The organism is Nostoc sp. JL23, from assembly GCF_017115065.1.
Classification (GTDB): Bacteria; Cyanobacteriota; Cyanobacteriia; order Cyanobacteriales; family Nostocaceae; genus Nostoc; species Nostoc punctiforme_A.
Genome location: NZ_JABXKN010000045.1, coordinates 1 through 12,422 on the forward strand (window position 1 = coordinate 1; position 12,422 = coordinate 12,422).

Here is a 12,422-nt window from a genome sequence, read left to right on the forward strand (position 1 = left end):
TACCTTTCTTAGACTCTTTAGTATATGTGTACTATATTTAGATGCGTTTGCCCTGGAGATTTCGGGTTAGTTCCTCAAATTGAGTCTCATCTGGTAGAGAAAGATTATGGATTTCTATCCATCTTTTGCACCAAGGAGCAATTTCAGCTAAGGCTTGACGGTCATCTTCCGCAGTTAATATTGTCAACGCCAAACCTGAAAGTTCACCACCACGACGGGGATTGAACGGATGTTGCAAAAATCCATCTAGTTGATCCATCATTTGTTTGCGGCGGCGACGTTGCTCTGTGGGAGCCAAGTCTGCTTCAATGATGCGTTTACGCCGTTCTTCCATGATTTGTTGGCGAGTTAGTTTCGGTTTCGCTGAGACAGGAATCTCAGGTGGATCAACTAGGTCACGGATAATCCGAGCAAATAGAGAACGACCTGTAAAAGGAAGTGGCCCCAACCATGCAACCAATTTTGAGTGGGTGAGGAGTAGGTGATAGATGCGATTAGTAGCATTTTGGGTATGGTAGTGTGCGCTTGTCCAAGCAACAAAGCGATCGCCTGCCATATCACTGCGATCGGAATTGTAAATCGTCGCCGAGTTAAGTCCGAGTTTATTTAAAAATGAGTTTCCAGAACCATCGACTAAGACTTCATCCGGGGCAAACTCTTCGTCAAACTGAATCTGCACGCGATCGGCTTCGTCAACGAATAGATATTTACATTCTCGATAAACAGCCTCAGCAAAGGTCAAGTCTTGTTCAAATCCCTGACGGGGTACACGAGTATGAATGAAACTAGCAGGGGTGAAAATCCATACTGAAGCTGTAGCAATATCGTGTTCTAAATGGTGACGTGGACATTTGTAATACAAGGGACAAGTGTATTTTTCATCACTTTCCTGCCAGTCTTCATCATCAGAATCATCATTATCAGCTACAAGAACTTTTTGATAAAGCTTGTGACAAGGTTCATTGCCAAATTCCCACTTATCTTCTGATTGCACTAGAGCTAAAAGTGGACAGACTGGACTAAACCAACGCCATGCAGGGTTCATCCCTCCCTTAGTAATTTCCTTACCCTCACTTTTGAGAATAGGTTCGTAGACTTTTGCAAGTTGCTCTTGGCGTTTACTACCCAACACTGGTGCAGCAGGAATTCCTAATTTATGGCAGAACAAAGAAGCGAGGCGCACTGCTGTAGCAACATCATTCACCATCAACCCACAGCGATCGCCCTGTTTAGCGAAGAAGTAAATCAGAATTTCCAACAGGGTAGACTTGCCTACATTCAAAAGCCCGACAATGTGGATAAGACCCTCTAAAGTTAGCTGATTACCGTGCTGGAAATTATCTGATTCAACATCGTATAACTCGAAGAGGATATTTTCCAAGCGGTTACAATAATTTTCTTGTTGCCCAAACTGGGACAATTTATCGTCCATTTCTTGGGCAGCTAGTATTAATTCTTCACGGGTAACGCTACACTGTGGATTCTGCTTAGTCCGTGTGCGACGAAGTGATACTACAGACGAAGGTGCTATGTTAGCAACTTCCTTGGGAATATCAATAGGAACCTCAACTGGAGAGTTACCTTTTTGGGAAATTTTGGCATACCATCGCCCCTCATCTGCTAATTTGACTTTTCGTTGTCTATGCTGTGGAGTTTTTAATAAGGTTGGAAGATATATCTTCTCTAAACGAGTTGGGTAGGTACTGGATGGAATAGGTTGAGGAACATTCCTTGCCTCTTCAAGGCTGTAGATTCTAATAATTTCAGGTAAGTTGATATACTCCTGAAGAACTCGCAGCCATTGTCTGCCTTTACGCTTAATCAAATAGAAACGAGCATTTTGTATAAGTTGCCAGTTGCGATCGCTTTGTAGTTGTTCAACTGGAAAGTGATATCCTTTGAGCAAAGCTTCCACAGAAGTGGCAGGTTCTTCTGGTGCTACTTCCTTAAGTAGGGTTAATCCCAATTCCACATCAGCAATGAGTTGGGCAAGACGCTTAAGTTCTCGCTGTTGTACCTTAGTATCTGCGTTAACTAAACTAGATACTATATACTGTTGTAATTCATCCGAGTTGCGGAGTTTTTTACACAGATCCTTGCGCCAGCTAATGGTGTCACGCATTATTTTTTCTTCCCTAAAATTGCTTGAGCCTGAGTGATTATTTCGCTAAATAAGCGCAAGCGCACCCCTTCAAGTTCAGGTTCTAGTTGTTCGCGCACTACTTTTATCCGCAAATAGTCTTCGCGTTCATCTGGAAAAACTACAAAAGTTTCTGTTGCATCACGCCGATACTGCACCTTTTGCAAACGTTCTTCATCCACGGATGACCAATCTTTAAAATCAATTGCCCAGCGAACTTTGTGCGGGAACTCTACGAGTAAGTCAAATTCATCGACAAAAGGCCAGAGAGTAACGCGCAAACCCAATTTTGTAAGTTCTTCTTTGAGTTGAATTTCCCAAATTCCCGGTAGTGTACCGTACAAATGTACGCCAGGGGTAACAGCTTTCCAGTCCTCTGCTTTTTCTTTAGGAATAGGTGGCAATGGTTGAAAGCTACTACTTGCACAAAGTCTTTCACACCAAGGGTTATAGCAGGTATATGTACCATCAGGGCGTTGGCGTTGCAAATACTTGCAGCGCGGACACAGATGATAGACTCTATTTTCTGCCAACTTATCCATATCGACATAGATTTCTAACCGTGACAATAACTCCCGCAGTGGTCTGAGTTCGGGTAAACGTAGCTCTTGGCGATATTCTGAGTAATGAAGAGTGGGTTTAGTAATAATCAGTTGTCGAAAAGCGCGATAAGCATCTTCTAACTGATTTCCCCGACAGTATTCCAGTACATCTTTCAGTACTGACTCTTGTACCTGCGCCACCACATCATTACCCGAAACTTGCCATTCTGTAGCAAAATCGGAAACTACTCCGTCTTCTATAACGCTGACATCTGGCGAAAGATATTTAATCTCTTGGGCTGGTTTCCAGGAAGCAATTGATGTTTCCGCCCAATCAAAAAATTGAGGTAGGTTCTCTGGGGCTTGTTCTCCCTGTAGTAAGGAAGTTAAGTACATACGGGACATACCAATGCGAAGGGCTTCTGGTACTTGACTTCGCTTTTCTAGCTCAAGTTTTTCCCACTGCACCACGCCAGTAGCCAGATACCGCAGAGTATCGGTAACAGATAGCTGTAAGGATGATTTTTCCGGTTCAGATATGAGGAGGCGAAGACTGCGGGCGCTGTGGTCATCCCATTCCACGTCTATACCGCGCATAGTTTGCAACCACTTCTGAACTGTTGCTTTCTGGCGTGGTTGCATTCCGAGTTCTTGACACAACTCTTCTAGAGTTGGCCCTTGTTTATGGATACTAAACCATTGCTGAAGTGCATCGAGAATTTTTTGTCGGTGTTTGGTGATTTTCATTGTTCACCCTCCTGTTTAGCAGAAGTGTGACACCCACCAAACTGGCATGTCAATCATCTGTTTCTATGTTTCCACTAAGTTTCCAAAGTTTCCATATTACCAATCAATATTGAATAGAAATGCACCTCAAGACCCAACTAAGTACAAATTCCCATAAAAATGAGTCGGAATTATGTTTTTTGTAGCTTAGGTTTTGTTCTTCGACCCAACTTTCAATTTGGATTTTCGACCTTTATTAATGACGGTGCGTACTAAAAGATAAAGTTGCCCAGTTTCTTTTGCGATTTATTCAGTACCAATTCACGTCGCTCTCACTATGACAGATGGCTATTCGGTCAGTTAGGCATTGTTCAGCATAAATAGCTAGTTTTTGTTGCAAAAGCTAAAGATTATTTACCATTCAAGAGTTATATAAAAAGTAAAAATAACCTGTAACAGAGAGGTTCGCAAAATCATGCGTACAAATACTGAATTGTGGAGTTCGGCCCCTGATAAGTTCAGTGAAACGACGATGGCTTATTCTTCCCTGACTAAGCAAAATAATAACAGCTTAGAAGAAAATATACGCAACTCCATTATCTCAGGAATAGGAGTTACAACAAAGGAATGTATATGGCAACAAGTGAGTCCTCTTTACGAACTGATGGTATAGAATTATTACACTTGTACCACCAGAATCCTTCTATTAAACTTCGTAATAAACTTGTACAGTTACACACTGGCTTAGTGCGAAAGATGGCTCATAAATTCAGCCATCAATGTAATGAACCTTATGAAGATTTAGAACAAATCGGTTATTTTGGTTTGATTAGGGCTATTGAGCGCTTCGATCCTAGCCAGGGATATGCTTTTAGCTCCTTTGCAGTGCCATATATTCGCGGTGAGATGCTGCACTTTTTGCGCGATCGCAGTACTCTATTAAAAATTCCCCGTCGTTGGCAAGAATTATACAATGAAGGACAAAAGATTCGCAAGGACTTGTCAATCTCTTTAGGTCGTCCGCCCAAGGATGCTGAAATTGCCAGCCAACTTCGGGTATCTGTACAAGAGTGGCAAGAAACCAAGTTGGCTGCTCAAAACCGGATGCCCTTGAGTTTAGATGCAACCGCAGTTAATTATGTTGATTGCCAAATAACCTTGGGTGAGGCACTTCCTTGTCCTCGTTCTCATGTGCTTCTGCAACAAGAAGAAGAACGCCAACAACTCCAAGGCGCAATAAATATGTTAGAAGAAAAGCCCCGTATGGCAGTTGAAATGGTATTTTTGAAGGAACTTTCTCGCAAGGATGCTGCTAAAAATATTGGTACTAGTCCAATGACAGTAACGCGCTATCTGCAAAAGGGAATTCAAGATTTGATTTGTTATTTGCAACCACAGGTAATGCCTACTGGGTCTTGATGTTATTAGTCAATGGTCAGTGGTTAGTAGAAAAGCAACTGACAAATGACAAATGACAAATAACTAATTATCTAGATTTTAAATCAGCGATCGCACCTTTGGTCATAGCAGCAATAGCTTGGTCTGTCGCTTTTGGCAAATGATAATATTTACCACCTGCTGTTTGCGATAATTCTTTAGCAAAGCCAGTAGACACAAATTTACTTTCCGTATCAATTACTAATAGTTGCATCCCTAAAGCACGAATTCTAGCAGCAATTTCTAATAATTCTCCTTTGATATCTGGCTTTTCTCCTGGTTCAAGCTGTTCACCTAAAGAACGCGCTAAGGGAATATTACCCCGCCCATCGGTGATTGCTACAAGGACAACTTGTCCAATATCTCCACTCATCTGAGCATTTAAGCCGACGCGTACAGCTTGAGTTAAACCATGCGCTAAGGGCGAACCCCCACCACAGGGCAACCTTTCCAAACGGTTACGTGCCAAAGCAATAGAACGTGTTGGAGGCAATAATACTTCTGCCTGTTCTCCTCGAAAGGGAATTAATGCTATTTGGTCGCGGTTTTGATAAGCTTCTGTTAACAGTTGCATCACCGCACCTTTAGCCGATTGCATTCGATTCAGGGCCATTGAGCCAGAAGCATCTACCACAAATACTACCAACGCCCCGGCTTTGCGTACCAGGCGTTTCGAGCGAATATCAGGTTGTTCGACAATAACTTTTCTATCTGGTTGCCTTTCTCTGCGTGCTTTTTGATAAGGAGCCGCAGCTCTGAGGGTGGCATCTACTGCAATGCGTCGCGCTTTCCCCTTGGGTAACATTGGCTTAATGTAGCGTCCCCTGTCATCGGAAAAGATGACACTGCGACTACCAGATTTACCTTGCCGCTTCGCCATTTGAGTAAAATACAGCACGTTGTCATCAAGGATTACCCCTTCTGGATCAAAGATAAATTCTTCCGGGATGCTAGGGGGTTCTTGCTCTTGATTTTCTTCCTGTTCTTCTTGTTCCTCTTGTTCCTCTTCTGATTCGTCCTGGGGTTCTTCTTGATTCTGTTGCGGTGGGGGTGGCGGTGGTGGCGGTGCTTGATCTGGTGGTGGTGTCTGCACAACTGTGGCGCGTGGTACAATTACCAATTCCACCGCACGGCGCAAATCTTCGGCATTAACTGTTGTTCGTCCTTCTAAAGCCGCCGCCGCTTTGGCAACCCGCGTCGCGAATAACTCAGCGCGATGTCCCTGAACTCCGCCGCGAATTGCCTCATCTACTAAGTAGGCAATTTGTTCATGGGTGATAATTACTTCTTTCAACCATTCCCGCGCCAAGATGATTTGGGTTTTGAGGGAGTCTAAATCTTCGTTGTACTGTTGGAGAAAGTCTTGGGGAGATTTAGAATAGGCGATCGCTTGTTCAACTGCTTCTACTCTTTGATCTAAGCCGAGTACACCGTCAGCAGAAAGTGCGATCGCAATTCTATCTAATAAATGCTCCCGTAATCCGCCTTCTTCTGGATTGTAGGTGGCAATAAATAAGGATTTACACGGATGCTGAAAACTAATACCTTCCCGTTCAATCTGGTTCCGTCCGTCAGACAATACTGTTAGAAGCTGATTTGATATTTGGTCATCTAATAGATTAATTTCATCTACGTACAGTACACCCCGATTTGCTGTAGCGAGTAAACCGGGCTGAAAAATGGTATCACCTTGTTTTACCGACTTTTCAACGTCCACGGAACCTAATAGTCGGTCTTCTGTAATACCTAGAGGAATTTGCAAAAAAGGCGCGGGGATAATTTCGACGGGAACATCTTGAATGTCTTTGTCTGCGTACTCCGCCAAAAGTTGATCGTCCCATTCTTCTGGGTGGTTGGGGTCACAATTACTGATTGACCCTTTGACAACTTCAATGGGCGGTAGTAGAGCGTGGATAGCACGAGCCATTACAGATTTTGCCGTACCGCGACGACCTGCGATCGCCACTCCTCCCAAACCAGGATCAACGGCTGCTAAAAGCAAGGCTAATTTAATTGCTTCTTGACCAACTACAGCTGTCAAGGGAAAGGCAGTGATCGTGGGATTGATAGTAGGCGCAGGCATTGTTTGCTTTCATAGCGAGTCTCGGCCTTTAGCATACCAATTTCTGACACATTTAGAATAACTATTATGGCAATGAGATAAAGGTGAGGTTATGAGTATTGCTCAGGCTAAACGCTTCACACTAGATGAATACCACAGGCTTGGTCAGGTGATAAAATTTCCTTGTTTTCCTGATTTCTCTATTGATTTAGCTAAGGTGTTTCCGCCAAAGCTGAATTTTTAAACTTTGTTATAGGATTCAGTCATAAGACAAAGGAGTAAGTTTTATGGCTTATAGTGATTTTAAACTTATTGAAGTTATTGATTCTTTTGGGTTAGTTATCCACGAATCGTCTGGACTATTCGCAAATGTGCAGGAGCAAGACTGTAGTGATTTATTATCTACTATTCTGAGGGAAAATGTTGATTTAGCAGTAGCTATAAGTTCCGAAAAAGCTCGTAGCGAAATGATAATAAGTCCAATTTTATTAGAGGTTAGACGCAAATTTAATTATGAAATCAGCTTTTTTTCGGGAGTTGATTTTACTGTTGATAGCCAGCGAGGATTAAACGGCTTTTGTGATTTTATTTTGAGTCTTTCTTCGGAGCAGTTGCTTGTACGCAGTCCGGTAATTGTCTTGGTAGAAAGTAAAAATGAGAATTTGAGGTCTGGTTTAGCGCAATGTATTGCTGAAATGGTAGCTGCCCAGTTATTTAATGAGAGGAGTGGAAATCAAATCAAAGCTATATATGGTGCTGTTACTATCGGTACTATTTGGCAATTTCTTAAGCTTGAATATAATGTAGTTTCGATTGATTTGAGTGAGTATTATATTAAAGATATTAAGAAAATTTTAGGTATTTTGTATAGTGCGATCGCGCAAAGTAAACCGTAAATTATTTTTAGCTAAAATATTATTTAAATAAATGGTGGTTTTGAGATAATACCGTAATTGATTATTAAAATTGATGGATAATAGGCGATGTCTGACAACAAGCTGTTACGCGTCTATGCTTTTACTAAATCTTCATAAATAACTATATTGACATCCAGCATCAGCTATGAAAATATATACCTAAGACAGCAAAATAACTGCACTCTAAAGCGCAGGTTTTTGGTGGCTGTCTCAGCAGCAGAATTCCTTGTTTCCTGCCGAGCTTCGTGTCATCCCTTCGGCTGATTATTTAGCTAAATGTCAAGTCAACTAATTGACTATAATTTTAACGGAAAGACAAGATGTTTGGATGAACATTCAGGGGAAGGGATGACGCGAAACTTGGTAGGAAGCCAGGAATTCTACGGCTGAGACTTAAACCAAACGAAAGCCTAGTGGTTTGTCAAGGCAGTTTGAGGGTTTGTAGTAAGCACTTTAGTGCTTAGAAAATTAAGGACTAAAGTCCTTACTACGAACTTGCTTACTCATCAATTTAAACTTGACAGACTACTAGATAGCAAATTTTTTCATAGAGGGAGATTAATTTTTGATAATTTTCATCAAGAGAAATTTGTTAACACTAGATGCGTGATATTCCAATGCTGTTGCACACAAAAGCAAAATGGAAAATCGACAAATGAATCCCAAACAGAAACGTAATAAGAAGCAGCAGCTTAGTGATTTGTATGGCTCTAGCTGTTGGTGGTGTCGTCAGAATATACCACAACAGAAGCTGACGATTGAACACCTTTTACCTAAGAGTCGTGGCGGTTCTAATTCTTTTGAAAACTTACGACTTTCTTGTTTTTCATGCAACAATTCTCGTGGAAACAGTCTCTATCCCCCTGGCAGCAAAAAGCTTAACTGTTTTTAGGTACAACATCAATTGTATTAGGTTTTTATCTTGTAGGGTAGGCATCTTGCCTACCTTTTCCATTCTATTAAATATCATACAAAGTAGACATTAAAAATGCACAAAATTCTGATATTCCATAATGAAAAACTTCTACGTCGTGCGCTTACCCACCGTTCTTACGTCCATGAAAACCCCGGAGAAGGCGAACACAATGAACGCCTAGAATTCCTTGGTGATGCTTTGCTGAATTTCTTAAGTGGCGAATATCTCTATGGTCGTCACCCAGAAATGGGAGAAGATGAATTAACCCGGCGGCGTTCGGCGCTGGTAGATGAAAAGCAATTGGCAAAGTTCGCTGAAGAGGTGGGTTTAGACTTTAGAATGCGGTTAGGAAAAGGCGCAATTCGAGACGGAGGTTACCAAAATCCTAATTTGCTCAGTAGTACGTTTGAAGCAGTTCTTGGTGCTTACTATTTGGATAATGATTCCAATATTGCAACAGTTCGCGCAATTATAGAACCACTATTTGATTCTGTAGATCCTAAGCATATAATTGTGCCTCGTTCTAATGTAGACTCAAAAAACCGCTTTCAAGAATGGGTGCAACGCAACATTACTCCAAATCCCCCAAAATACTTCACAGAACAAATAGGAGGCCCTTCTCATGCGCCAGAATTCATCGCAAAAGTATTGGTAGATGAAAAGATTTATGGAGAAGGCAAGGGACGCAATAAAAAAGATGCAGAAAAAGCTGCTGCTGAAGACGCACTAGCTAAGTTGAAAAAACAAGGTTTGTTGTAGAGTTTATGGGTTCATAGATTTTGATAATTTTAAAATTCAAAGCTTTCTAACACTGAAAAAACGCAAAAAATGAGGATGATATACACACCCTCATTTTATTTTTTATTACTTTACTCATTTCCAGATGTTAGCCAGAAAAGAGTCAACTATTATAGTTGTGGTACGTACTGTTGCTTATCTGGGACTTCAGCATACTCAGCCACAATCTGGCGGAATTCTTCGCCATCAATGGTTTCTTTCTCGATGAGCAAATCTACTAAGCGATCGGTGACGGTGCGATGGTCACGGATGATCTTCTTAGCATTGTCGTAGCACTGCTCAACAATTTCCCTGACTTGTCCATCAATGCGGGAAGCAATAGATTCAGAATACTCAGATCGGGTTGTCCAGTCACGACCCAAGAAAACTTCTCCCTGCTGGCTTTCTAACGACAGTGGGCCTAAGTCGGACATCCCGAACCGAGTTACCATTTGCCGTGCCATTCCCGATAATTGCTGCAAGTCTCCACCAGCGCCAGTTGTGACTTCCGCAGCGCCAAAAATTACCTCTTCGGCGGCGCGACCACCTAAAGCACCAGTAATTCTAGCTTTCAACTGGGAACGAGAAATTAATCCCTGTTCTTCATTGGGCGTAAACCAAGTTAAACCCTGTGCCTGTCCTCGTGGAATCAGGGTAACTTTCTGTACTGGGTCATGGTCTTTTAACAAAGTTCCAACTAAGGCGTGTCCGATTTCGTGGTAAGCAATCAAGCGCTTGCTCTTGCTATCCACCAAGGGAGTACCTTCCATGCCGGCAACTACCCGATCTACCGCATCATCAATTTCGCGGAGGGTGATGGCTTCTTTGCGTCTTCTCGCAGTGAGAATTGCTGCTTCGTTGAGTAAGTTGGCTAAGTCAGCACCAGTAAATCCAGGAGTGCGGCGAGCGATCGCATCTAAAGATACGCTAGGGTCTAGTTTCTTATTCCGCGCATGGACTTGTAAGATTTCCAAACGCCCTTTGATATCGGGTGCATCAACTGTTACTTGGCGGTCAAAGCGACCAGGACGCAACAATGCTGAGTCTAGTACGTCGGGACGGTTGGTAGCAGCAATAATAATGATGCCTGTGTTACCTTCAAACCCGTCCATTTCGGTGAGCAATTGGTTGAGGGTTTGCTCTCTCTCGTCGTTACCGCCACCGATACCAGCGCCCCGTTGGCGTCCAACGGCGTCGATTTCATCGATAAAGATAATACAGGGGGCGTTGTCTTTAGCTTTCTTGAACAAGTCGCGGACGCGGGATGCACCTACACCAACGAACATTTCCACAAATTCCGAACCGGAAATACTGAAGAAAGGTACGCCTGCTTCGCCAGCGATCGCTTTTGCTAATAAAGTTTTACCAGTTCCAGGAGGCCCAACTAAAAGCACTCCCTTGGGAATTCGTGCGCCCACAGCTGTAAATCTTTCTGGCTGCTTCAGGAAGGTGACGACTTCTTGCAGTTCTTCCTTAGCTTCTTCAATTCCGGCTACGTCGTCAAATTTGACGCCGGTTTTTGCCTCCATTTGGAAACGCGCTTTAGATTTGCCAAAGTTCATTGCTTGACCTGGGCCACCGGGGAGGTTGCTAGAACGCCGGAACAAAAAGAACAACCCAGTAATCAATAAAACTGGAAAGATGAGATTGCCCAACAATCCCCAAATTGCGCCATCATTCCGCATGGGGTGAGCATCAAAACTAATGGCTTTCTCTTTGAGCTTGCTAATTAACTCAGGAGCGTTAACAGGCAAATCCACACGCCACCTTTGGACACGATTTTCCAGGTCTGGATCGCGGGCTTCTATAATTGCTGTCCTACCGCCTTCATACAGATCCACACTGTTGACGCGATCGCTGTTCAAGTATTCTAGAAAGCGACCATAAGTCATGCGAGTATTAGCTGCATTCTTACTCATATCGGCAGGAGCGCCTGCAAACGCCCCTTGCCAGAAGAAAAAGCCAATTACCAAAGCTGGCAATGTCCAGAGTGCTACGACTTTCCAAGAGAATTTCATTTTAATTTGCCTCTAGATGCCTATACAACTTGTTAGCTCTAGTAACCGAATGTTCATCACTCTGTCACTTTAAGCTGTTAAACGGATGTTTATAAATCCATTTTGTTTAATTTGATCTCTTACATGCACTGCCATAAGGCGATTAGAGCATTATGGCAATGGCAACAAGAATCTTAATCAAAGTTAACTTAATTTTAATACAATATCGCACGAGAAAAGGGAGCGCAACGGTATGCAAAGACAGAGAGAATTTCTCCAGAATGCTCCTCGTATCGTCCAAGCCGCTCTCAATCATGATTCTGGGGGAGTGGGGAGTGAAGGAGATGAGGAAGAAGGGGAGAAGTTACAGTAAGTTTTTCCCCTCTGCCCCTCCGCTTCTTGTGCCCAATTCCCTACTTTACTTCTGTAATTTTTAGAGTGTAAGGAAGATACTTGCCCTTTTCGTAGGAACCAACCCAAATTTGGTAACTTCCAGGTAGCCATTCACCAACAATGCCAGCATTTTTGCCATCAAAATCGTCATTGCACCAAGTACCACCGGGCCCTTTGATAATTATGGTGGTGTCTTCAGGACTTTGCACTTGCAACTTCAGGTAGTCAAATTTACTTGTTAACGCTAATGTGTGGTCTGGTGTTTCATCAACAAATCCGGTACAAGGGCCAGTGGCTGTTTCGCTTCTCCCACCTACTTGACTCCCAGATATTGAACCACCACTCATCCCGCGAACTGTCAGGGGGTCTGGCGAAAACTGAGGGCTAAGGGTGACATCTCCAAATATCGTTGGTGCTTCCTGAGCATCAACCGCAGCATTAACTGTCGATGTGATGAAGAGCGTAACTATCATGAACGATAATCTCATCCCTCTATTGAGCGCTTTTGTCGGCAT

Annotated in this window: 9 protein-coding genes; 4 read left to right on the plus strand and 5 right to left on the minus strand. The window is 42.8% G+C overall.

Annotated elements, in window-relative coordinates; genetic code table 11:
* Positions 1 to 37 precede the first annotated feature (37 nt).
* On the minus strand, positions 38 to 2,122 hold the full coding sequence (locus HWQ42_RS09180; protein WP_292811186.1) for a hypothetical protein: 2,085 nt from the start codon (positions 2,120 to 2,122) through the stop codon (positions 38 to 40).
* Positions 2,122 to 3,429 carry a Fis family transcriptional regulator gene (locus HWQ42_RS09185; RefSeq protein WP_292811189.1) on the minus strand — a complete coding sequence of 436 codons (1,308 nt, stop codon included), beginning with the start codon at positions 3,427 to 3,429 and terminating at the stop codon, positions 2,122 to 2,124. The genes HWQ42_RS09180 and HWQ42_RS09185 overlap by 1 nt, the downstream gene beginning before the upstream one ends.
* Positions 3,430 to 4,041: 612 nt before the next feature.
* Between HWQ42_RS09185 and HWQ42_RS09190 the strand changes: the two genes are divergently transcribed.
* The gene (locus HWQ42_RS09190; protein WP_229498888.1) at positions 4,042 to 4,827 is read left to right on the plus strand and encodes an RNA polymerase sigma factor SigF; all 786 of its coding nucleotides are present in this window, start codon (positions 4,042 to 4,044) and stop codon (positions 4,825 to 4,827) included.
* 67 nt (positions 4,828 to 4,894) lie between these two features.
* On the opposite strand, the gene bchD is transcribed toward HWQ42_RS09190, so the two are convergent.
* The gene (bchD, locus tag HWQ42_RS09195) at positions 4,895 to 6,928 is read right to left on the minus strand and encodes a magnesium chelatase ATPase subunit D (protein WP_292811191.1); all 2,034 of its coding nucleotides are present in this window, start codon (positions 6,926 to 6,928) and stop codon (positions 4,895 to 4,897) included.
* A gap of 266 nt (positions 6,929 to 7,194) precedes the next feature.
* Between bchD and HWQ42_RS09200 the strand changes: the two genes are divergently transcribed.
* The 3 genes from HWQ42_RS09200 (at position 7,195) to rnc (ending at position 9,499) form a co-directional block, all read left to right on the plus strand.
* A complete protein-coding gene (locus tag HWQ42_RS09200) occupies positions 7,195 to 7,803 on the plus strand; it encodes a hypothetical protein (protein WP_292811193.1) in 609 nt (202 codons plus the stop codon).
* Between the two features lie 676 nt (positions 7,804 to 8,479).
* Entirely contained in the window at positions 8,480 to 8,716 is a 237-nt protein-coding gene (locus HWQ42_RS09205; protein ID WP_292811195.1) for an HNH endonuclease, read from the plus strand.
* Between the two features lie 96 nt (positions 8,717 to 8,812).
* The gene (rnc, locus tag HWQ42_RS09210; protein WP_292811198.1) at positions 8,813 to 9,499 is read left to right on the plus strand and encodes a ribonuclease III; all 687 of its coding nucleotides are present in this window, start codon (positions 8,813 to 8,815) and stop codon (positions 9,497 to 9,499) included.
* 149 nt (positions 9,500 to 9,648) lie between these two features.
* Here rnc and ftsH2 read toward each other — a convergent pair whose 3' ends face one another.
* Both ftsH2 and HWQ42_RS09220 read right to left on the minus strand, forming a co-directional pair.
* Positions 9,649 to 11,535 carry an ATP-dependent zinc metalloprotease FtsH2 gene (gene ftsH2, locus HWQ42_RS09215; RefSeq protein WP_292737407.1) on the minus strand — a complete coding sequence of 629 codons (1,887 nt, stop codon included), beginning with the start codon at positions 11,533 to 11,535 and terminating at the stop codon, positions 9,649 to 9,651.
* 392 nt (positions 11,536 to 11,927) lie between these two features.
* Positions 11,928 to 12,422, minus strand: coding sequence for a hypothetical protein (locus tag HWQ42_RS09220; protein WP_099100181.1), 495 nt, complete (start codon positions 12,420 to 12,422; stop codon positions 11,928 to 11,930).

Coding starts and splice junctions, on each gene's coding strand:
- bchD (WP_292811191.1), bottom strand. CDS start 6,928: ATGCCTGCGCCTACTATCAATCCCACGATCACTGCCTTTCCCTTGACA.
- HWQ42_RS09220 (WP_099100181.1), bottom strand. CDS start 12,422: ATGCCGACAAAAGCGCTCAATAGAGGGATGAGATTATCGTTCATGATA.
- HWQ42_RS09205 (WP_292811195.1), top strand. CDS start 8,480: ATGAATCCCAAACAGAAACGTAATAAGAAGCAGCAGCTTAGTGATTTG.
- HWQ42_RS09180 (WP_292811186.1), bottom strand. CDS start 2,122: ATGCGTGACACCATTAGCTGGCGCAAGGATCTGTGTAAAAAACTCCGC.
- HWQ42_RS09190 (WP_229498888.1), top strand. CDS start 4,042: ATGGCAACAAGTGAGTCCTCTTTACGAACTGATGGTATAGAATTATTA.
- HWQ42_RS09200 (WP_292811193.1), top strand. CDS start 7,195: ATGGCTTATAGTGATTTTAAACTTATTGAAGTTATTGATTCTTTTGGG.
- HWQ42_RS09185 (WP_292811189.1), bottom strand. CDS start 3,429: ATGAAAATCACCAAACACCGACAAAAAATTCTCGATGCACTTCAGCAA.
- ftsH2 (WP_292737407.1), bottom strand. CDS start 11,535: ATGAAATTCTCTTGGAAAGTCGTAGCACTCTGGACATTGCCAGCTTTG.
- rnc (WP_292811198.1), top strand. CDS start 8,813: ATGCACAAAATTCTGATATTCCATAATGAAAAACTTCTACGTCGTGCG.